This window comes from Phaeodactylibacter sp. (genome assembly GCF_040219495.1).
In the GTDB taxonomy this organism is placed as follows: domain Bacteria; phylum Bacteroidota; class Bacteroidia; order Chitinophagales; family Saprospiraceae; genus Phaeodactylibacter.
Genome location: NZ_JAVJSK010000047.1, coordinates 1 through 22527 on the forward strand (window position 1 = coordinate 1; position 22527 = coordinate 22527).

Genomic DNA, 22527 nt, shown 5'->3' on the forward strand with positions numbered 1-22527 from the left:
AAAACGTAATGGTAGGCCTACGCATTACTACCTTCGGTACAATCGTCACCGTTGGTGTTCTCGCAGAGCAAAGATATTACCATCACGAATGATTATTATTCACTAATAGAATTTTGTCCGATTCTTAGGGGGCTGAACCATGGTAGACTCGCAGCTTTGTGCTGGCCCAAATTGATGGTTATAGGGGCGCACAGTGGCATATGCGGTGGTGTTTTCAGGTAGCGGTGCCGTGGCGTGGAAAAAGGTGTCGAGCCCGACATCAGTTGGAGGCAGGAGGTCATCCTCCCCCGGGCTGCTGCCTATTTGGAAATAGTACCCATCGAAGCAGCCTTCGGCGGCAGCCCAGGAGAAGCTGGGGGACAAGGCGTTAGTGCCGAGCAATATAGGGCCAGGTCCGCATTCGGCAGCGCGCCCCCGGTATCGGTAGATGCGACCTCTGCTGGATATGGCATAACCCAGTGTGTCGTTGACCATATGGAGTTCTCTTATTCTATTTTCGTTTTCATAGTCAAAAACATAAGACGTATCAATTGCTAAATGTTGCCTTGCCCAGGTTTCGCCCCCGTCTTCGCTATAAGAAATAAATGCATTGTAAAAGTTTGGAGAATCTAAAATTGCTCCGCCTGCCCAGCCTATACTATTGGTAGTGAATTGGATTGTAGAACCATAAGTTTCAGAGTTGTCCGTAACTGTATATTCTGACCAAGTGTCCCCCCATCCATTGTTTTATAAATGATGTTGTTTTGACTTACGACCCACCCTGTGTCTTGATTGAGGAAAAAGAAACCTATTTCATTCGTAGGTAGTCCTAAATTCAGAATATTCCAAGTATCTCCTTTGTTGATAGTTTTCCACACTCGGGCTGAATTAGCGCTGCTGAATGCATGGTAGCCAAAAAAAAAGGCTACACTATCTGTTAGAGCCTGAAAACCTCTAAAAAAAGGAATTTCATTTTCTACATTGTTGCCTTTTTCCACCCAATCTGACCCTCCATCTTGAGTATGAAAAATAGAGCCTTTGTCAACAGTTAGCCAGCCCTCATTTTCGTTGTTAAAAACAATATAACGGATTTGGGTCCCCCCCCCCTCTGGAGGGATATCTACATCATCCCATGACCAGCCCTTGTCTTCTGTTTTATATACGCTATTTTTAAAGGACCCAATAAAAGCGGAGTTCTGATCAATGAGTTCAATGGAACTTGGGTGAGAAATGGAGCTTGGCCAAGTCACGATGCTCCAGGAGTCCCCTTTGTCTTCTGTTCTTAGCCCTAAGCTTTGCCCTTGTTCTACAAGTCCGGCAACTACCCAAAATACGGAGTCATTTAAAACTTCAAGGTTTGTAAAAACAATATTATCATTACCTCCATCGTAAATCATTTCCCAACATTGGCTTTTACTATTGTGTATGCTGATTGCGATCAGTAATATGACGAATACGTTACGCATAATAAGTAGGTATAAACCCTACCCCGCTTATACACAGGGCAGGGTTACTAATAAAAAGTAAAATTTATTGTCCTTTGATTACCTTACCAGAGGTCGTGCTTTCATCTACCTTTACCTGATAGTAGTACACGCCATCCGGCCAGGTTGCAGTGGAAGCCTCGAGTGTTCCACCCGCTGAGCCCTGCCATTGCCAGACTTGTTGTCCGATGCTGTTGAAAATGGTAACTGTGGCTCGTGCGCCTGAAGGAGCGCGCCCAAGGTCAATCAGCAGCTTTTGACTGAATGGGTTAGGGGAAACCCATACTTGTGCATCTAATGCTGATTTTTGTTCGTTGCTTTCTGCCAGCGGAGTATTACCCGATTGCTGCAAGAAACCATTGCCCAGCTTGCCACCGGAACGTATAGAAAGCGTAATCTTTTGCTTCGTCCCGTCTGCCATATAAGCAATAGGCTGTAGTGCAGCAGTATCAAGGCTAAACCCGGATAAATCTGCACTGCCACTTATGAGTTTATCAAAGGATAAGGCAATAATACTTAACGCGGGGGGGCAAATGGAAAATAGGTTTTGCATATATATGAAGGGATTTTAGTTACGAGACGCGCATTCGAGCGAGCAGCTGGAACGCGTTGTGGTTACAATGTAGAAAAAAAAACGGGATAGCGCCAACTCCGGCTGAATAAGTTTAGGTTGATTACGAGCTTGTTGGGACTTTAGTAATCGGTCTGTCCCGGTGCGCCGGGACACTTTTTTGCTTATACTTCGTCCCGAAAATCCTTCCCGCAAACTGCGGGACGGGCTATTCAACTCAGGCTAAACTCCGGTTTTCGTGCCTCGTCTAACCAAAAAATGGTTAGTTTTCGACTAGAAGGCCAAAGTCCTAATACGCTCTTAGTCTGCCCCCACATCCAGTACCACTGACAAATATCACCGCGCTCAGTGATCTTTTTCACGCGCGCCCGCGCAACGTTTGGCTAAATTAAAAACAGGATCTAACCAGTCCCATTCCTTAACCGAAGCAGCTGCCAGGCAGCTGCACGACCAAATTGCCAGCCATGAGAACTATACTCAGTCCTACCGATTTTTCCATTTATGCCCGGTATGCTACGGATGCCGCTGCACAACTCGCCCGAAGGCTTGAAGCCCAGCTTCATTTACTGCACTGTATAAACCTGCCCGATGACTGGAGTAGCTGGAATGAACAACAGCGTGCCATGCACCCTGATGTGGAGCAAAAGGTCACGAACGCTAAATTAAAGCTTCAGGAACTCAGCAATATTTATCCGGATCTGGAAGTAAAAACGACTGTTTGTGGCAGTTCACTGCCTAAGGCTGTTGCCGAATACGTCGATCAGTCCGCAGCCGACCTCGTGGTGATGGGCTCGCACGGCGCAAGTGGGAAAAATGAATACTTCATCGGCTCCAACACCCAAAAGGTAGTGCGGGAAGTACACTGCCCGGTATTGGTCATCAAGGAGCCTGTTGAAAACCTTAATTTCGATAAAGTGGTCTTTGCTTCTTCTTTCCATCAGAATGAGCGGGGAGCTTTCCTCAAGTTCAAGGAGTTTGTAAAGCCTTTCGTACCGGAGATTCATCTGGTGGAAATACATACGTCGTCCTTTTTTGACCCGCCTTACATCCTGAGCCGGCAGGCGATGGAAGAGTTTAAAGGGCTCTGCGCGCCATTCCGCTGCGAGACCCACGTGTTCCGCAACTTTAGTGTGGACCGCGGGGTGCGGGCTTTCGCCGAAAAAATCGGGGCCGGCCTGATTGGTATTTCCAACCACTACCGTCATCCGCTGCGGCGTATGCTGAGCGGTAGCAACGTTGAGGCCTTAGTGAACCATTCGGATACTCCGGTGCTGAGCATTGATTATCTGGATGAACAGGAGACTCCGCAACCGACTGAGCAGAAACGGCAACAGTTATCTTTTTGATTTGTAAAGGCAGCTTTTTTCTGACTGATCAGCCTCTGCCGTAGTGGCTCTTTTACCGTAAAGGGGGCTTGCCTGATTAAGCGCCGCTACGGGTTTGAAGGCGTAACGGACTTGTTTCTAATTTTTGGCACGGTTGTTGGAGTAGATAGATCGGTTAATAAAAGGTCAAAAATTAGGATTACGATTTGTTTGAAAATGCCCGCCTTTGTGCGGGCTTTTTTTGTGGTGTTTTCCACGCAGAGTCCGCAAAGTTTTCATGCAGCGTTTGCAAAGGGCGACGTAAAGTCCAAAGAGGGGCGTGCGCAGCGATTGCAGAGGTTCTTGATTAGGCCCGCCGGCCTTGCTTTCTCTTGGCATGAAAACCTGAATGAGACTCTTTTAAAACGCCTGCAGCTCCACTAGCTTCTGATATTCTCCATCTTCCTGCAGTAAGGTTGCGTGTGTGCCCCGCTCCATAATCTGCCCATCGCGCATCACGAGGATTTCATCCGCATGCTGAATGGTCGACAGGCGGTGAGCGATGACTACAGAGGTGCGGTTTTTCATCAGTTCCAACAGCGCTTTTTGAACCAATTTTTCCGATTCGGAATCGAGTGCGGAAGTGGCTTCATCCAAAATGAGGATAGGCGGGTTCTTGAGAATTGCTCTGGCGATCGTCAGGCGCTGTCGTTGCCCCCCACTCAGTTTACTGCCCCGGTCGCCAATATTGGTCTGATAGCCCTGCTCGGATGCCATGATGAAGTCGTGGGCATTAGCCGCGCGGGCAGCAGCTTCCACCTGTTCCTGCGTAACCCCCTCCAAACCGAAGACGATGTTGTTGTAGATACTGTCATTGAACAGAATGGCTTCCTGGGAAACGATGCCCATGAGGTTGCGTAAGTCCCGGAGGCGGTACTTCTTGATATTTTGGCCATCGAGCAGAATCTCTCCTTCCTCCACATCATAAAAGCGGGGAAGGAGATCGGCCAGGGTAGACTTCCCAGCCCCAGAAGCACCAACGAGGGCTACTACTGTTCCTTTGGGGATACTCAGGTTGATATTTTGCAGCACCGGGCCTTCGTCTTGGCGGTACCCGAACGTGACGTTGCGGTATTCAATACCCTGCTGAAAGCTCTGTAGCGGAAGGGCACCGGGGGCGTCTTTGATATTGACGGGCGCATCGAGCAGGGACTCCATGCGGCGCATTGCGCCTACGCCTTTTTGTACGTTGTAGACGGCCTTGGATAACTTCTTGGCCGGATCAATGACGTTGTAGAAGGCAAAAATAAAGGTGAGGAACGTTTCCGCATCCAATTGCCCACTGAAGACCTGACGGGAACCGTACCACAGCAACACGGCCACGGTGCCGATGCCGAGAAACTCCGAGAGGGGAGAGGCCAGATCACGCCTCCACAGCAGGCGCGTCAGCGAACGGCGGTAGCCATCGTTTTCTGCCCGGAACTTCTCTTTTTGATAATGCTCGGCATTAAACCCCTTGATGATGCGCAGCCCGCCCAGGCCTTCTTCCAGAATGGACACCAAATTGCCAAGCCGGTCTTGTACATCAGCCGATTTTTTCTTCAACCGGCGGCCAATGCCACCGATGACCACGCCGGTAAAGATCATCAGCAGGAAGACAAAGCCGGTCAGAGCCGGGCTCACGTAAACCATGAACCCCAGGGCCCCTATGATGATGAGCGGTTCCCGGAAAACGGCTTCCAGTACATTGAGAATACTCCACTCCACTTCCTGCACATCGCTCGTCATACGCGACATGAGGTCCCCTTTGCGCTCCTCACTGAAATAGGCGAGGGGCAGGGCCATAACCTTGTCGTACATCTGCGCCCGAAGGTCACGGATGATGCCGTTGCGTACCGGTGCCATGAAGAATAAAGAAAGGTATCGGAACATGTTTTTGAGCAGGAAAACCGACAAAATAGCCACGCAAACGAAGACGAGCGCTGCTTCCTTGCCCTGCTCTACCACCAGCTGACTGATGTAGTAGTTGAAGGAAGCGGCGGCGCTTTCGATGTCCCACCCAAACGTCGGTTTATTCAGGACCAATTCCCGCCGGTCGAAGAGGATCTCAAGGAAGGGGACCAGCAAGGGGATGCTAAGGGCTGTGAAGACAGCGGTCATGACATTGCTAAAAATATTGAGCCCCACATACACTTTGTAGTTGTGCATGTAGCCGAGCAATCGCCAAAAGCTGTTGCGTTCTCTTTTCATAGTTGAATTTATCGGGCTATTCAATCGGCTCCAAACGGAAGCTGGTCTCCCCTTTTTTTAGAGCATATTCCACGGTTTGTACCTCACCGGTGCGTTGACCGGTCTGTGCAGGAGCAAACTTTCGGACGAGCACCGTTTCTGTCAGCTCATAAGTTTCAGGGCCGGCACTGCCGCGCTGCGCAGCGTACTGCTCTGCTTCCGCCATATAAATCTGCCCATAGGAGCGGTTGCGGTAAGAAGAGAATGCGTACACGGCTTCCGTGCCCTCTTTAGTACGGGTAAAGATGTAAACCTCCGGGTAGCTGTCTTGGTTGAGGTCGGCCAGCTTGGCGCGCACCACCTGTCCGTCTACTTCCACAGTGGTCTTTTCGTTGCGCACGCTCATCCCTTCTGTATTCAGGGTGAAAGTGTTCGGATCTGTGTTGGGCGACTGCACGATGAAGGTGACGGGGCCTGCTGTGAGCCGTTCTTCAAACGGGCCCTGAGCGGCCGGTGCAGACTGCCGGGCGAGCTCGGGAGCCTCAGGCAAGCTTTCTTCGGGCGGAGTATTTTGTACGGTTGTGGCCGTGTCCCCGGCAGGTGCCTCCATTGCAGAAGCGCTGCTGGAAGCTTCAGAGCTTCCGCCACAATTAAAGGCAATAAAAGCAAGCGCAAAGAACCAGATAAAAGGCGATTTCATTGGATGGTATTTTGGTATAAAAAGAAGAACAGGTTTGCCGGGCTTATGATTTCACCTGGCAAACCTGTTATAAATGGACTTGAAGCGTTGGGGATCATTACAAGGTTAAAATAGCTCATTTTTCCCACTGCACTAACCCGACGCATCAAGTCTAATGATTCAAAGCAGGCGTGGGCCTACTTCTTTTTCTTAGGCTCTTCGGGCTTCAGCTCGAAGTCGTTGAGGAAGCCGGTATGGAAATCACCAGCGCGGAACCGCTCGTCTTTCATCAATTGCTGATGGAAAGGGACCGTGGTTTTTACGCCCTCAATGATGAACTCGTCCAGTGCCCGCTCCATTTTTTTGATGCATTCCTCGCGGGTCGGTGCCCGGCAGATGAGCTTGGCAATCATGGAATCGTAGTAGGGGGGAATGGTATAGCCCGCGTAGACACTTGTATCTACCCGTACTCCATGCCCCTTTGAGCTATGGAAAGAAGTGATTCTGCCAGGGCTGGGGCGGAAGCCATTGAAGGGGTCTTCCGCATTGATACGGCATTCCATCGCGTGGGCATTGGGGTAGTAGTTGCCCCCTTTGATGAGCTCACCCGCTGCGATTTTGATCTGCTCCTTAATGAGGTCATGGTCAATGACCTCCTCGGTTACCGGGTGCTCGACCTGAATCCGCGTATTCATCTCCATGAAGTAAAAATTGCGGTATTTGTCCACCAGGAACTCCACGGTGCCAACGCCTTCGTATTTGATGGCTTCCCCGGCTTTGACCGCAGCATCTCCCATTTGCTCACGGAGTTCGTCGGTCATGAAAGGAGAAGGGCATTCTTCCACCAGCTTTTGGTGGCGGCGCTGAATGGAGCAGTCGCGTTCAGAAAGGTGGACGACCTTGCCCTTTTGGTCGCCGGCTATCTGGAACTCAATGTGGCGGGGCTCTTCGATAAACTTCTCGATATAAATACCATCGTTGCCAAAGGCGGCTTTGGCTTCCTGACGGGCGCGGTCCCAATTGGGTTCAAATTCTTTCTCTTCCCAGACGATACGCATCCCTTTTCCACCACCACCTGCGGTGGCTTTCAGAATGATAGGGTAGCCGATTTCTTTAGCGATTTTGACGCCCGATTTGATGTCTTTGACCAAGCCATCTGACCCGGGGATCACGGGCACTCCGGCCTTGATCATAGTCTCTTTGGCTGTGATCTTATCGCCCATTTTCCGAATTTGGGCAGGCGTAGGGCCAATAAACTTAATGCCATATTCGGCGCATACCTCGGCAAAATCTGCATTTTCTGCCAGAAAGCCGTATCCGGGGTGTACGGCATCAGCGTTGGTGATTTCTACCGCGGCCATGATTCTGGGTACACTCAGGTAAGACTCTGCGGAGGAAGGCGGGCCGATGCAAACGGCTTCGTCAGCGAAACGCACGTGCAGGCTTTCTTTATCAGCAGTGGAATAGACGGCTACCGTTTTGATGCCCATTTCCCGGCAGGTGCGAATAATACGCAGGGCAATTTCGCCACGGTTGGCTATGAGTACTTTTTCAAACATAAAACCATTCAATTGGATGAGCCGCAAAGGGCTGTTGCCCTGGCAACTACAGGTGTTTCAATTCGCAATTAGCCTTTGGGGTCTACCAGGAACAAAACCTGATCATACTCCACCGGCTGTGCATCTTCAACAATTACTTTGACAATCTTGCCCGCAATTTCGGATTCGATCTCGTTGAAGAGTTTCATGGCTTCTACAATACAAACCACCTGTCCGACCTCTATGGTGTCACCCACTTTAATATAAGGGGGCTTTTCCGGGCTGGAAGACCGGTAGAACGTCCCGACAATTGGGGAGCGGACTTCCAGGTAGCCGGCATCATCTCCCTGCGTTTCCTTATCGGAGGCTTCTGTCTTGGCAGGTTCTGCCTGTGGCTTGGAAGAAGGCGGTGCAGGAGCGGGCTGAGGTGCCTGAGGGTAAGGCTGTTGAACAGGCGGAGACATCTGAATGATCGGTGCCGTAGGCTGTGTGGCAGGAACGGCAGGTGCGGTGCCCTGAACGGGTTGTTTCTGCCGCCCCTTTTGGTGCTTATTGGTACGGATGGAAAGCTCAAACTCCCCGTCCTTCATTTTGAATTCGGTCAGGTTGGATTTGTTGATGAGCTTGACCAACTCTTGGATGTCCTTAAAATTCATAGGTTTTATTGTTTTACGCGTTCCATGTAGGCACCGGTTTCGGTCTCAATTTTCACTTTGTCCCCCTGATTGATGAAGAGGGGCACCCGGACTTCCGCACCGGTTTCTACGGTAGCCGGCTTCAGCGTATTGGTGGCTGTATCCCCCTTTACACCAGGCTCGGTGTAGGTCACTTCGAGCACGATGTACTGTGGCATTTCCATGGTCAGCGGCACTTCACGGTCGGCATGATAAATAATGTCTATCTCCATACCTTCCTTAAGAAAACCGGCGTTTTCCACCAGTTTGTCATCCAGTGCAACTTGCTCATAGGTTTCATTATTCATGAAGTGGTAACCCATGTCGTCGCTGTAGAGATACTGGAATTTGCGGCGCTCCACACGCACTTCGTCCACTTTGTGACCGGCAGAGAAAGTATTATCCAAAACCTTTCCGGAAGTCAGGCTTTTGATTTTTGTACGTACGAATGCCGCACCTTTTCCTGGCTTAACGTGTTGAAACTCAATAATGGTGAAGATATCATTATTGAAGTCAATACACATGCCTTTACGGATGTCAGAAGTTGTAGCCATTTGCTATAGCTTGCGTTTTTATTTGGTATTCAAATTGCGTTTGCAAAGATAGAAAAATCCAAAGACTTGAAAGTTGCGGCTTTATGGCCCCGCAACGAACCATCGGTAGCGCTTACTGCTCTCAGGCTAGTAGGCCCACTTTACGTATATGGCGCCCCACGTAAAACCACCGCCAAATGCAGTGAGGATGATGTTGTCCCCTTTCCTGAGTTGATCTTCCCAGTCCCAAAGGCAAAGAGGAAGGGTGGCAGCAGTTGTATTACCATACTTTTGAATATTGATCATCACGCGCTCCATCGGGAAGTCGGCCATACGGGCGACGGTCTCGATGATCCGTTTGTTGGCCTGATGAGGTACCAGCCAGGCGATATCCTCGGTGGCTAAGTGGTTACGCTGCATCACCTGCGTCACTACGTCCGACATGCCGGATACCGCTGCTTTAAATACCGGGCGCCCGTTTTGAAAAACATAATGCTCCCGGTTGGCAACTGTCTCGGCGGTGGCGGGGTAGCGCGAACCTCCTGCCTTTTGATGCAGGTAGACCCGGCCGGCGCCATCACTTTTGAGCAGGGCGTCCATCACACCTACAGGCTCTTCTGTGGCTTCCAGCATAACTGCACCGGCACCATCACCAAAGATGACGCAGGTCGTCCGGTCTGTATAATCTATAATAGAGGACATTTTATCGGCCCCAATAACGATCACTTTCTTGTGTGCGCCGGCCTCAATGAAGCGCGTGGCAGTTGTCAGGGCATACAGGAATCCGGAACAGGCAGCATGAATGTCATAGCAGAAGGCGTTCTTCATGCCGGTTTCGTCCGCGATGATATTCGCCGTATCCGGAAACACCATATCCGGTGTGACCGTGGCACAGATCACGAGCTCTACCTCACCGGGGTCCGTATTGGTCTTTTCCAGTAGCCCTTTGACCGCCTCGATGCCCATAACAGAAGTACCCTGCCCTTCGCCTTTGAGGATGTGCCGCTGTTCGATGCCCGTCCGGGTCCGAATCCATTCCTCATTGGTATCGACCATGGTTTCCAATTCGGCATTGGTCAGGATATAATCGGGTACATACCCCTGTACGCCGGTGATGGCAGCGTTTATTTTGGCCATAGTTTCTTAGTAGATTAAATTCTCCGACAAATTTTTGTGGCCTACAAGCAATGACTTAGGAAAGTACAGGGCTTCCTGTGCTCACGTCTTCCACCTTAGAGCTCCAAACACGCTCTGAGTCATCGGGCCACGGGATTTATCAAAGAAAGGTAATTGTTGCTAATTCGTTTTGTTTGAAGCAGCCCCGGTAAGGGTGCACGCTCTAAAACGGGTGGCAAGGTAGGAAAATCTTGGGTATCAGGCAATTTATTGAAACAGGAGTCAGGCGGGTACGCTGATTTCGACGGGCTTTAGGCTTCTTCCGAAATAGCCCACAGCCCCGCAAAGGTCAGTAACCCATTGAGGGCGATGATCAGGAAGCCAAACTGAAAGCCCATGAACAAAGTGGCGGAGTTGGCATTGAGCACATACGATAGAATAGGTGCTGCAATACAGACCGGAATGACGAGCCGCGACCTAACCTGCCGGTTGGTGATCAGCCCGAAGGTAAACAGCCCCAGAATCGGGCCATAGGTGTAACCCGCCGCCTTGAACAGCTGACTGATGACGTCTTTGTTGTTCAGGGCATTGAAAACAACGATGATAATCAGGAGCAGTACGGAGAAGCCGATATGCACAAACAGGCGTGTGCGTTGTTTTTCCTGCTCTGTGGCTTCGCTTTTCTCAAAGCCCAGAAAGTCCACACAAAAGGAAGTCGTCAGTGCGGTCAGGGCGGAGTCTGCGCTGGAATAAGCAGCGGCAATCAGGCCAAGTACAAAGAAAATACCTACCGCTGCGGGCAGGTGGTTGAGGGCGATCATCGGGAAGAGCTCGTCGGTCCGCTCCGGGGTGTCAAGGCCGATGCTCGCAGCGTAAATGTAGAGCAAGGCACCGAGTGAGAGGAATAAAAACTTGGCCACAACCAGTACACTACTAAAAACATACATATTCTTCTGGGCATCTCCAATATTCCGGCAGCTCAGATTTTTCTGCATCATATCCTGGTCAAGCCCGGTCATCACAATAGTGATCAGCGCCCCGCTGATGAATTGCTTGAAGAAGTTATTGGGGTCGTTCCAGCCACCTTCGAAGAAAAACATTTGGGAGTAGTCGCTGGAGCGCACCATGGCCACCATCCCGCTGATATCCGTCTCCATTGCTTTACCTATGAAGAGGATGGTAAGGATTACTGCCGTGAGCATGGCAACCGTCTGCAGGGTATCCGTCCAGACGATGGTATTAATCCCCCCTTTAAAGGTGTAGACCCAAATCAGGAGAATCGTCACGGCCACGGTCGCAAAAAAAGGCACACCGAAAGGCCCCAGTACAAAGGCTTGCAATACGATTGCGACCAAATACAACCGGAAGGCTGCACCAATGGTGCGGGAAAGCAGAAAGTACGCGGCACCGGTTTTGTAAGCTTCGAGCCCGAGCCGTTCTTCGAGATATCCGTATATAGAGGTCAGGTTTTTTTTATAGTATAAAGGTAAAAGCACCTGGGCAATCACCACATATCCCAGGATGTACCCGAATACCATCTGCATGTACGAGAAGGCCTGGTTCTCGCCTCCGGCACCCACCACACCGGGTATGGAAATGAACGTTACACCGGACAGGGTCGCACCGATCATACCGATTGCGACGAGCGGCCAGGGGGAATTGCGGCCAGCCAGGAAAAACTCAGCATTGCCCGCATTACGGCTCGTGAAATAGGAAACAGAGATCAGCACAATAAAGTAAAGGGCAATGATCCCAAGTATAATAGTCGGCGTCAGTTGACTTAGCATAGGTTCTATCTTGGTGGCTTCCACTTGCCTGCAGGCTTGCCTGGCGCTTATGATATTATGACCGGACAAAGTCCCAGCACGCTCTAATAAGCCCTTGCAGCGCCTGGCTGTTCAGACAGCCGCTAAGGGTGCATTTCAACGTAAGCAAGTGGGTCTGGCATGGCAAATATAGCAGATTCTCGGATAAATAAGAGGAGGGGGGTAAAAGGTATCCTTCCGGTGGGGGGAGATTGCCGAAAATGGGCAGCAGGAAAAGGTCTGTCTGCTCTTTGTATTTGCTTCCTGCCCAGAAAGTGTATATTTGACGAAAAGCCTGATATTATGCTTCGTTTGCTCCTACTGCCGTTCCTGTTTGCCTTACTGGCCGGATGTTCAGGTGCAGGCAGTGACCACAACACTCAGGCGCCACCTGCTCCACCTGAACCTGCCGCTCCGGCGGTCAATGAAGATGAAGCGATCATGCAGTTGTCTGCTTATCTGATTGCTGCCCCCGCGACGTTAGCCGAGGAGCAGCAGAATGCCATTGTGAATTACGCCATTGATGAGATCATTCCCTTGCAGCGCACCAACTCCGGCTTATTTTACCGGATTCTGGACCCCGGCAACGGGCAACCACTGAAGTGGGGCGATTATGTGCGTGCTCATTACAAAGGGTATATGCTGAATGGCAAGGTCTTCGATTCTTCCTATCGCAAGGACCGCCCCATGAAGTTCTACATCGGCAATATGATTGATGGCTGGAATGAGGGGCTACAGCTAATTAAGGAAGGCGGGCGGATGCAGCTTTTCGTGCCGTCTCAGCTGGGCTACAAAGAGCGGGGTGTCCCCAATGGGAAAGACGGCTACCTGATCCCTCCGGACACCCCACTGGTCTTTGAAGTGGAAGTGCTGAGCGTTGAAGAGAAGCCTCAATAAAAAATAAAGCGCCGGGCTGGAATAAATCACTTGCGCCGGGGCGTTACAAACAATTCGCGGGTTTACCCGATTATTTATAGAATAAGGAACTACTAAAACCGGAAAGCAATCTATGGACCTCAAACTAGCAAAAATAACACTCGAGAAAATCAACGACCTATTCCACAGCCTGGAACGCGACTCGTCCAACGTTTCCTCCATTGAGCGGGACTTAATGCGTGGATACATACAGCAGTTTTACGAGCACTTTATCAGTGGGGCAGCTGCGGGCAGCGTACCTGAGGCGCCTGCCCGGGACAAAGCCCCCGTACGCCGTAACTATACGCCACCCCGGATTATCGAAATCCCGGATGCGCCCCGCGATTTCAACAGTACTCCTAAGCCGGAGCCGACCCGCCGCCCAAATCCGGAGCCAGAGCCCCGGCCTCAGCCCCGGCCGGAGCCACAACCCAAACCGGAGCCCCGGCCAACGCCTCCACCGCAGCGCCCGGAACCAACACCAGAGCCGCCAAAGCCAGAGCCGGTAAAGGTAGCGGAGCCCATCTCGGCGGCTTCCAACCGGCAGGAGGTGCCGGGCAACCTCAGGCACCTCTTCGCCTTTAAGGAGGCGACCGAGCTGTCTGAGAAGTTGAGCGAACGGCCGGTGCATGACCTGACCAAAGCCCTGGCGATTAACGACCGCCTGTTGTACATGAACGAGTTGTTTGGCCGGGACCTCAATGCTCTGAACGATACCCTGGGCAAGCTCAACCAATTGAATAACATGGACGAAGCTCAGGGGCTTATCGTGCAGATGGCGCAGCGCTACGACTGGGCAGCAGATGACAAAGAAGACACGGCAAAGGATTTTATCCGGCTGATCCGCCGAAAATACCAGTAAGAGCGTGTTGGGACGAAGTACAGGCAAACCTGCCTGCGTGCCAAACATTTCGGCAGGTAGGAGTGCCCCGTTCCAATAAGCGCTCTAATGTCCCAACACGCTCTAAATTAAGGCTTTGACGAAAGTCACCGTTTAGTACTTATCTTACATATACTTTCGCATCAAACTTGAAACAAAATCAGATCATGAGAAAAATTGCTGTCTTTACTTCCGGAGGTGATGCACCTGGTATGAATGCCTGTGTCCGGGCGATTGTCCGTTCTACCCTCAGGTACGGGCACCACGCAGTAGGTATTCGACGGGGGTACCAAGGCATGATAGAAGGAGACTTTTGGGAAATGGAGGCACATTCCGTAAGCAATATTATTCAACTGGGGGGGACCATCCTGAGGTCAGCCCGCAGCCAGGATTTCCGGACACCTGAGGGGCGTGCCAAAGCCTATCAGAATCTTCGCGCCCATGGCATAGAAGGTATCGTAGCGATTGGTGGAGATGGTAGTTTCACCGGTGCGGACATCTTTATGAAAGAATACCCCGACATCCACATGGTGGGCTGTCCGGGTACGATCGATAACGATCTGTATGGCACGGATTTCACCATCGGCTATGATACGGCTATCAATACAGCCATGAGCGCCATCGATAATATTAAGGATACCGCCAATGCGCATGACCGCCTGTTCTTCGTGGAGGTCATGGGGCGTGATGCTGGGTTTATCGCTATGAATGTAGGCCTGGCTACTGGTGCTGAGGCGGTACTTGTGCCCGAAAGCCGGACGGATGTGCAGACCCTGATCGATACCCTCAACAGCAACTACAGCAATAAGAAAAACTCCAGTATCGTGGTGGTGGCTGAAGGTGATGAGAGCGGAGGAGCTTTTAAAATCGCGGAAGAGGTGAAAAAGCACTGCCCCTACGAAACGAAGGTGACCATCCTGGGCCACCTGCAACGTGGCGGGCGCCCCACCTGTATGGACCGGGTACGCTCAAGCCGGATGGGGGTAGGGGCTGTAAATGCCCTCCTGGAAGGTAAGTCTGGCGTGATGATTGGAGAAATCAACGGCAAAATTGCCTATACGCCTTTCGAGCAGGCCATTAAGTACCACAACGAGATCAACCCTATGCTTCTGGAAATGGTTGATATACTATCCTGACACCAAGGTTTTGCTTTTGGCAAGAGCAGCCCAAAGTATGAAATCTGAACAAGCTTTAAAACAACAACGATGAGTACTGCCCTTGATCAAGCCTCCCGTAATTTTAAAAGCGCCCTGAAAGTCGCGCTGTGGGCGGTTGGCGTCATTTGGGGCATTCATCTGCTGCAAGTGCTGACGGGTGCTGATTTTGGCACGATGGGTATTTATCCGCGCCGGCAGTTTGGGTTCAAAGGTGTTTTCTTTGCGCCCTTGCTCCACTCAGGCTGGAAGCACCTGCTTGCCAATACGCCTCCGTTGTTTGTCCTTACGGGGCTCCTTTTCTTTTTCTACCGCCGGGTGGCAGTGGCCAGCTTTCTGGCCATTTATTTACTGACTGGTCTTGCTGTTTGGAGCTTTGCCCGGCCGGATGCCTTCCATATTGGTGCGAGCGGTGTCGTGTACGGACTGGTCGCCTTTGTATTCTGGACCGGCATTTTCCGCAGGAATATCCGCTCTATTGTGCTTTCCCTCATCGTAGTGGTCTACTATGGCGGTATGTTTGCCGGTATTCTGCCCACGGAAGAGCGGGTGTCCTGGGAGAGCCACCTCTTTGGTGCCCTGGTAGGCATTTTCGTGGCTTTTTGGTTTAAGAACCGCATTGAGCCGGAAGAAAAGAAGCCTACCTGGTCCTGGGAACAGGAAGGCGAAGCTGAGAAGCGCTACTTTCTCGAGCGGGATGCTTTTGATAAAACCAAGGCTGAGCGGGAGCAGGAAGGCGGTGACCGTGGCGACAGCTGGTTCTCAACCCGAAGCTGGTAAAAGATGAAAGCTCCCAACGCTAAACAACCGGATACCTTATATACCCGCCTTTTTGCCAAACTCTACGACCCGGTCATGGAAAAGCTGGAAGCCCGCCTGCTGATGGATATGCGGCGGTCGCTCCTGGCGCATGCCCGGGGCAGGGTGCTGGAAGTCGGAGCGGGTACCGGCGTGAACTTCCCTCTTTATAATAAGGAAGCTAAAGTCCTGGCTATTGAGCCGGCACAGGCGATGGCGAAGCAAGCGGAGTCCGTCCTTCAGGGATTGGGCGCACCGCATATTCAGCTGTTAGAAGCTGGTGTGGGCGATGCTGCCGTAGCCGCCCAATTGGGCGAAGATACCCTCGATGCTGTCGTCAGTACCCTGGTCCTTTGCACCATTCCCGATCTGGAGCAGGCTTTGCAAAGCTTCCGGCAGTGGTTGCGCCCCGGCGGGCAGTTGCTGGTACTGGAGCACATCCACGATGACCGGCAGCCGCAGCGTTGGATTCAGTCGGCGGTCACGCCGGTTTGGAAGCACCTCGCCGAGGGCTGCTACCTCAACCGCCGGACCGATGAATTGCTGAAAGATTACGGTTTTGAAGTGGTGGAGGAAGATTACCACTACACCCGGTGGGTACCTTTTTACACGGCCGTACTACGGGTGGGCTGATCTTAGAACGTGTTGGGACTTTTGCCTGCTAGTTTCGACCAGCAGGCCAAAGTCCCAACACGCTCTAAAAGAATGGGTGAGAGCCCGGAAAATGCATCCGCAGCATTCATTCAGTATGACTTTTGAGGTTTTTCTAATGAGTAGGGGCGCTGGGTGTAAAAGTTGCAGCAAAACCCGGTTTTCCTTACGCTCAGAATTTCTGCCCTGATTTTTTTTCAACTTTAAAACTTCGGGCAGGTCAGTCCACATTCTTTAGTTAAAACCATGGGAGTCAAGTGGTTTTGTTAATATTTATTTTGTAATTCCGGTTAAATTTGTGTTAAAGGAACCAGAAAATTGAGGGCCACGCTCGCATTTGTCCTTAGATGCCCTTATCTTTGAATCGTTATTATCCGAGTCACGGACAATTTTTTAACAAAATCACAGGTCTATAGAAAGTAACTTCTACACTAAAAGAATTGCGACATAATATCCCATAACGCTAATTTGACTTTAGTTATGCAAGTTACACCACTGAACGACCAACAGTTGATTACGAATTATTTGTCCGGCGACGATAGAGCTTTCGAAGAATTGCTCTCCCGCCACAAACAACGGATTTACACTTCCATTTATCTTTTCGTCAAAGACCAAAGCCTGGCTGAGGATATCTTTCAGGAAGTCTTCATAAAAATTATCGACACCCTGCGCAAGGGCAAATACAACCACGAGGGCAAATTCCTGCAGTGGGCACTCCGTATTTCCTACAATATGTGCGTGGACTACTTCCGCCGCAACAAGCGCCGCCCAAAGGTGTCCCCAACTGAGACCTTCGATATTTTTGATGTGCTGCAGTCTTCTGAGCGCAACGCTGAGCAAGGCATCATCCGCAGTCAGACCCACGATAAAGTGCGGGCACTGGTGGATATGCTGCCGCCTGAGCAGCGCGAGGTGGTCATCCTGCGCCACTACGCCGACATGAGTTTCAAGGAAATTGCCAAACTGACCCGGGTGAGCATCAACACCGCTTTGGGCCGCATGCGCTATGCGCTGATCAATATTCGCAAATTAGTAGAAGAGCGCGAAATCGTGCTGCAGTAACCCCATAACAAAAAACTACCACTGCCCCGGCTATCCGCCGGGGCACCTGTTCTCCTCACGCCTGAAAATCCATAAACCAAAAATTGGAAGCCGGTAGCTTTGCTGCTGGCTTTTTTTGTTAGAGGCTGCAAGCAAGAGCCGCCAATCAAGTTATTAACCAAACCTTTATCGTTGCCCAATGAATCGATTGCAAGAATACCTGCCCTGTCTGATATGCTGTGGTCTTGCTCTGCTGTCGAGCCTGTCATTAGCTGCTCAGCCGGACTCTCTGTGGAGCGTGGCTTTATACGGTGAAAAAGGTTCATTTTTTAGCAGCTTAGTAGAAGGTACTGATGGAAGTGTTTACTGGGAAGGCACAACGGATAGTCAGACCGGAGACTTTACTGGGAATAATAAAGGCGAAGACGGCATTTACTTAGTTAAAGTCTCTCCATCCGGAGAAAAAGTCTGGATTAATACCTTTAACGATGGCTACCGTGAAATTTTAGGAAGCCTGGCAGCCGCCCCTGATGGGGGCGTAATACTAACAGGCTGGCGGCAGGTGGAAGAAAATCAGAAAGACCTGTGGGTGGCCTGGTATGATCCGGTTGGCAGGTTAGTTTGGGAAAGGACATTTGGAGGGCCGCAGGATGATACAGGCAGTAGCATTTTTCTTTCCGGCAATGGGCAAATTATGATCACAGGAGGCACTGAAGGCAGTGGGGGGGATGTAAGCAATCATTATGGTGACCGGGATGTTTGGCTGGTGGTACTTGATCTGAATGGGAATCTAAAGTGGGAGCATACCATCGGTGGCAGTGGAACAGATTTAGGGCGCCACCTTATTGAATACCGGCAGGGCTACATTCTGGTGGGCTCTTCCGATTCTCCGGATGGGCATATTTCTGCTCCGCGTGGTGATTTCGACATCTGGTTAGTGGAATTGGATGGAGAAGGACAGTATATGCGGGATTATTCTTTTGGTGGTTCAGGGCACGATGGTGCTCGTCGTCTCATTGCCAAACTTGACGGTGGTTTTATGCTGACAGGCAATACCACTTCGCATGATCAGCAGGTGTTTCACCACAAAGGTGGTGATTTTAATATTTGGGTTGTGGAACTGGGCTCTGATTTTAGTTTGGAATGGAGCCGGACGTTCGGCGGTAGCCAAGGGGCGCTTTGTGTTGATATGCTGAAAACCATCGCGGAGACTTACATAATTGGCAGTTTGTCACTTTCACAAGACGGAGATATTACTTCTGACCCTCCGGAAAATGATGTGCCTGGCGGTGGGTGGCTATTCGAATTTGGTAATTACGGTGAAATACTTTGGGATGTAAAGTTGGCTGCTGGAGACTTAGGTAATAACGGCTTTATTAGTGATATTTTCCCTGCGTCTGATGGAGGATTTTATATTGGGCGTGAACGCCTAAATGTATTAGAGGGGACCTTTAATGATTATTTCCACGCATGGTTAACGAAATTCGGCCCGCCATTCCCAAAATACCGGGAACAAGCGGTTTGTCCCGAATGGCTCCTTTACCCCAATCCACTGACTGGAAGGCAGGTGCAGTTACGCTGGCCTGAAGCTTTGACTTTTGACGGTGAAATCCGGGTCATTGATGTCTTGGGCAGGATAGTCCATAGGCAAGATGCCTACTTTGGCGGGCTGGAAGGGCAATTTGAGCTGCCAACTTTTCTGCCTGCCGGGCAGTATATCATTCAGTTGCGCAGTGAAGGCAAGGTCTGTCCCGAGCCATTGATTATTGCGGAGTAGCGTTGGCGTAAAGCAAAATTCCCCATCCACACAACCCTAGCCTCCCTCCGCTGTTCTACTGAAGTAGAAAAACTTCAACCTGCATCTATGTCCAAAAAAGCGACCACGCCAACGCTTGACAAGCCCAGTGAACAGAACCTCAAAGAGGCGATCCGGATCAAGGGCGCCCGGGCCAACAACCTCAAAAATATCAGCCTGGATATTCCTAAGAATCAACTGGTGGTCGTGACCGGCGTGTCCGGTTCCGGCAAGTCCTCCATCACCATGGATACGCTCTATGCCGAGGGGCAGCGCCGCTACGTGGAAAGCCTGTCGAGCTACGCCCGGCAGTTCCTCATGCGGATGAAAAAGCCGGATGTGGACTACATCAAAGGCATCTGCCCGGCCATCGCGATTGAGCAGAAGGTCAGCACGAGCAATGCCCGCTCTACGGTGGGCACGCTTACCGAAATTTACGACTACTTGCGCATTCTTTACGCACGGGTGGGGCGCACTTACTCCCCGGTCTCCGGTGCGGAGGTCCGCAAGCACGAAGTCAGCGATGTGGTGGACTACATCAATGGTTTTGAGGAGGGCACCAAGGTGCAGTTGTTTATCCCGCTGCCTTACAAATACAAAGACCGCCTGGTGAAGCAGGAGGTGGAACTGCTGCTGCAAAAGGGCTATACCCGCCTACAAGTGGAAGGCGATTTGCAGTACGCAGAAGACCTGCTGGAATCCGGCGCGGCTTACCTGGACAAAAAGCTGGGTGATATCAAGGACAAAGGCATCCGCATTCTGATCGACCGCTTTGTGGTTAAGCAAGAGGATGAAGAAAACAACAAGCGCATCGCCGACTCTGTCCAAACGGCCTTCTACGAATCAGAAGGGGAGTGCATCGTCGATATCATGGGCAGGGAAGAGCAGGACTTTAACAACCGGTTCGAGCTCGACGGGGTGTCCTTCCTGGAGCCTACGCCGCAGCTATTCAATTTTAACAACCCCTACGGTGCCTGCCCCACCTGCGAGGGCTTCAGCAAAGTGATGGGTATAGATGAGGACAAGGTCGTGCCCGATCAGTCTAAATCTGTCTACGAGCAAGCCATCGCCTGCTGGCGGGGCGAGAAATACGGCCGCTGGCTAGACCAATTACTGGAAACCGCCCACCACTTCGACTTTCCGGTGCATACCCCATATCAGGACCTCACCAAAGCCGAGCGCCGCCTCCTTTGGAAAGGCAATCAGTACTTCGACGGCATCAACGACTTCTTTGCCGAGCTGGAGCAAAAGATGTACAAGATACAGAACCGCGTCATGATGGCCCGCTACCGGGGCAGAGCAACCTGTCCTACCTGCGAGGGCGGCCGCCTGCGGGAAGAAGCCACTTACGTGAAAATCCAGGGCCTTCCAGTCACCGACCTGGTGGAGATGCCGGTAGATGAACTCCTGGAGCACCTGCACAGCCTGAAGCTTAACGAGCACGATCAGAAAATCGCCAAACGGCTCCTGCTCGAAATCAATAACCGCCTGCAGTTTATGAGCGATGTAGGGCTGAGCTACCTAACCCTTGGCCGGATTTCCTCCACCCTGAGCGGAGGGGAAACGCAGCGGATCAACCTCACCCGGACCCTGGGGAGCAACCTCACGAGTTCCATGTATATCCTGGACGAGCCCAGTGTAGGGTTGCACCCGCGGGATAGCGGCCGGCTTATTCGCGTGCTGCGCTCCCTGCGCGACCTTGGCAATACGGTTATTGTGGTGGAGCACGAAGAGGACATTATCGAAAGCGCTGACTACCTCATCGATATCGGCCCGGCAGCGGGCATCCACGGTGGGGAAGTCGTTTTTGCCGGCCCCTACGAAGGCATTTACTCCGAAGCGGCGGAGAGCCTGACGACCAAGTATATGAGCGGCCGCATGAGCATACCGGTACCCAACCATCGCCGCAAGTCTGCCAATTACATCGAGGTACAGGGCGCCCGGCAGCACAACCTGAAAAACATCACCGCCCGCTTCCCGCTAAACACCTTAACGGTCGTCACCGGCGTTTCCGGCTCCGGGAAGACCACGCTGGTGAAGCAGATTCTGTACCCTGCCCTGAAGAAGCACCTGGGCGAAAGCTACTCCCAAGCCCCCGGGCAGTTCGATCAGCTGGCGGGCAGTGTGGACACCATCACGCAGGTAGAAATGGTGAGCCAAAGCCCGATTGGGAAATCCTCCCGTTCCAATCCGGTTACTTATGTGAAGGCCTACGATGGGATCAGAAAACTGATGGCAGATCAGCAATTGTCTAAAATCCGTGGCTTCAAGCCTAAGCATTTCTCCTTTAATGTGGATGCTGGGCGCTGCGATACCTGCAAGGGAGAGGGCGAACAGGTAGTGGAAATGCAGTTCCTGGCCGATGTGCGCCTGGAGTGCGAAGCCTGTGGTGGCAAGCGGTTCAAGCAGGAAGTGCTGGATGTGCAGTACAAGGGCAAAAGCATTTACGATATCCTGGAGCTGAGCGTGGAGGAAGCGTTGGAATTTTTCGAAGAGGAAAAAGACGTGGTCCGCAAACTGCAGCCGCTCTACGATGTGGGGCTGGGGTATGTCCACCTGGGGCAGTCCTCAAGCACCCTTTCCGGGGGAGAAGCGCAGCGGGTCAAGCTGGCGTCCTTCCTGACGCGGGAGCGTGCCGACGAGCATATCCTGTTCATTTTTGACGAGCCCACCACCGGGCTGCATTTTCATGATATCCGCAAGCTGTTGGATGCCATGAATGCTTTGGTGGAGAACGGGCATACCGTTATGGTGGTGGAGCACAATATGGAGGTGATCAAGAATGCCGACTGGGTAGTGGACCTGGGCCCGGGCGGTGGCAAGGATGGTGGTGATTTAGTCTTTCAGGGCACACCTGAGGAGCTGGCAGAGGTGGAGGCATCGTTTACCGGGCAGTTTTTGAAGCCTAAGCTGGGATGAATAGGCATGTAGCCTAATGCTTTAGAGCGTGTTGGGCCTTTAGTAATCGGCCTGTCCCGGTGCACCGGGACACTTTTTTGCTTATACTTCGTCCCGAAAATCCTTCCCGCAAACTGCGGGACTAAGGCTAAACTCTGGTTTTCGTGCCTCGTCTAACCAAAAAATTGTTAGTTTTCGACTAGAAGACAAAAGTCCCAACACGCTCTTAGCCCGCTAAACTCAAATTTAGTGACTTCGCCAGAACTATAAATCCTTGATTTTCATGACGAAACCGCTCCAAACATACGCTAAACGATTTGTGGTGCATTGCCCAATTTTATTAGGGGATTTTTTGTGAAGATCAAATCAAAGCTGTACTTTGACATTGTGTAAGTAATGACGTTCTGTCTGTCCAACGTGAAGGTGCATTATTGGGAAAAGCCTTTGCGACTTATCGACGGCGAAGCCATTCCGGGATTATGT

Annotated in this window: 19 protein-coding genes; 9 read left to right on the forward strand and 10 right to left on the reverse strand. The window is 51.4% G+C overall.

Annotated features, from left to right (window positions below; translation table 11 throughout):
* Positions 1 to 102: 102 nt before the first annotated feature.
* From RIC19_RS06685 to RIC19_RS06695, 3 genes are all read right to left on the reverse strand, one after another.
* A complete protein-coding gene (locus RIC19_RS06685; protein ID WP_350177523.1) occupies positions 103 to 474 on the reverse strand; it encodes a hypothetical protein in 372 nt (123 codons plus the stop codon).
* A gap of 158 nt (positions 475 to 632) precedes the next feature.
* A complete protein-coding gene (locus tag RIC19_RS06690; protein ID WP_350177524.1) occupies positions 633 to 1445 on the reverse strand; it encodes a WD40/YVTN/BNR-like repeat-containing protein in 813 nt (270 codons plus the stop codon).
* 64 nt (positions 1446 to 1509) lie between these two features.
* Positions 1510 to 2016 (reverse strand): T9SS type A sorting domain-containing protein, encoded by a 507-nt coding sequence (locus RIC19_RS06695; RefSeq protein ID WP_350177525.1) that lies wholly within the window; start codon positions 2014 to 2016, stop codon positions 1510 to 1512.
* Positions 2017 to 2498: 482 nt separating this feature from the next.
* On the opposite strand from RIC19_RS06695, the gene RIC19_RS06700 reads away from it, so the two are divergent.
* Entirely contained in the window at positions 2499 to 3380 is an 882-nt protein-coding gene (locus RIC19_RS06700) for a universal stress protein (RefSeq protein ID WP_350177526.1), read from the forward strand.
* Between the two features lie 378 nt (positions 3381 to 3758).
* Here RIC19_RS06700 and RIC19_RS06705 read toward each other — a convergent pair whose 3' ends face one another.
* The 7 genes from RIC19_RS06705 to RIC19_RS06735 form a co-directional block, all read right to left on the reverse strand.
* Positions 3759 to 5588, reverse strand: a complete 1830-nt coding sequence (locus RIC19_RS06705) for an ABC transporter ATP-binding protein (RefSeq protein WP_350177527.1) — start codon at positions 5586 to 5588, stop codon at positions 3759 to 3761.
* Positions 5589 to 5604: 16 nt separating this feature from the next.
* Positions 5605 to 6267: a hypothetical protein gene (locus RIC19_RS06710; RefSeq protein ID WP_350177528.1), complete on the reverse strand. Its 663-nt coding sequence runs from the start codon at positions 6265 to 6267 to the stop codon at positions 5605 to 5607.
* Positions 6268 to 6443: 176 nt separating this feature from the next.
* Positions 6444 to 7805 carry an acetyl-CoA carboxylase biotin carboxylase subunit gene (gene accC, locus RIC19_RS06715; protein ID WP_350177529.1) on the reverse strand — a complete coding sequence of 454 codons (1362 nt, stop codon included), beginning with the start codon at positions 7803 to 7805 and terminating at the stop codon, positions 6444 to 6446.
* Between the two features lie 68 nt (positions 7806 to 7873).
* The gene (accB, locus tag RIC19_RS06720) at positions 7874 to 8440 is read right to left on the reverse strand and encodes an acetyl-CoA carboxylase biotin carboxyl carrier protein (RefSeq protein ID WP_350177530.1); all 567 of its coding nucleotides are present in this window, start codon (positions 8438 to 8440) and stop codon (positions 7874 to 7876) included.
* A gap of 5 nt (positions 8441 to 8445) precedes the next feature.
* Entirely contained in the window at positions 8446 to 9012 is a 567-nt protein-coding gene (gene efp / locus RIC19_RS06725) for an elongation factor P (protein ID WP_350177531.1), read from the reverse strand.
* Positions 9013 to 9138: 126 nt separating this feature from the next.
* A complete protein-coding gene (locus RIC19_RS06730; protein WP_350177532.1) occupies positions 9139 to 10128 on the reverse strand; it encodes a beta-ketoacyl-ACP synthase III in 990 nt (329 codons plus the stop codon).
* A 290-nt stretch (positions 10129 to 10418) separates the two neighbouring features.
* Positions 10419 to 11894 (reverse strand): sodium:solute symporter, encoded by a 1476-nt coding sequence (locus tag RIC19_RS06735; protein ID WP_350177533.1) that lies wholly within the window; start codon positions 11892 to 11894, stop codon positions 10419 to 10421.
* Positions 11895 to 12215: 321 nt separating this feature from the next.
* Here RIC19_RS06735 and RIC19_RS06740 point away from each other — a divergent pair, with 321 nt between their 5' ends.
* From RIC19_RS06740 to uvrA, 8 genes are all read left to right on the forward strand, one after another.
* Positions 12216 to 12809, forward strand: a complete 594-nt coding sequence (locus RIC19_RS06740) for an FKBP-type peptidyl-prolyl cis-trans isomerase (RefSeq protein ID WP_350177534.1) — start codon at positions 12216 to 12218, stop codon at positions 12807 to 12809.
* Between the two features lie 112 nt (positions 12810 to 12921).
* On the forward strand, positions 12922 to 13689 hold the full coding sequence (locus RIC19_RS06745; protein WP_350177535.1) for a DUF8457 domain-containing protein: 768 nt from the start codon (positions 12922 to 12924) through the stop codon (positions 13687 to 13689).
* 185 nt (positions 13690 to 13874) lie between these two features.
* The gene (gene pfkA / locus RIC19_RS06750) at positions 13875 to 14843 is read left to right on the forward strand and encodes a 6-phosphofructokinase (protein ID WP_350177536.1); all 969 of its coding nucleotides are present in this window, start codon (positions 13875 to 13877) and stop codon (positions 14841 to 14843) included.
* 69 nt (positions 14844 to 14912) lie between these two features.
* Positions 14913 to 15641, forward strand: coding sequence for a rhomboid family intramembrane serine protease (locus tag RIC19_RS06755; protein ID WP_350177537.1), 729 nt, complete (start codon positions 14913 to 14915; stop codon positions 15639 to 15641).
* Between the two features lie 3 nt (positions 15642 to 15644).
* Positions 15645 to 16292: a class I SAM-dependent methyltransferase gene (locus tag RIC19_RS06760; protein WP_350177538.1), complete on the forward strand. Its 648-nt coding sequence runs from the start codon at positions 15645 to 15647 to the stop codon at positions 16290 to 16292.
* Positions 16293 to 16790: 498 nt separating this feature from the next.
* Complete coding sequence (locus RIC19_RS06765) at positions 16791 to 17372, forward strand: RNA polymerase sigma factor (protein WP_350177539.1); 582 nt, start codon at positions 16791 to 16793, stop codon at positions 17370 to 17372.
* A gap of 178 nt (positions 17373 to 17550) precedes the next feature.
* Entirely contained in the window at positions 17551 to 19128 is a 1578-nt protein-coding gene (locus tag RIC19_RS06770; RefSeq protein WP_350177540.1) for a T9SS type A sorting domain-containing protein, read from the forward strand.
* 87 nt (positions 19129 to 19215) lie between these two features.
* Positions 19216 to 22065 carry an excinuclease ABC subunit UvrA gene (gene uvrA / locus RIC19_RS06775; RefSeq protein ID WP_350177541.1) on the forward strand — a complete coding sequence of 950 codons (2850 nt, stop codon included), beginning with the start codon at positions 19216 to 19218 and terminating at the stop codon, positions 22063 to 22065.
* Positions 22066 to 22527: the final 462 nt, after the last annotated feature.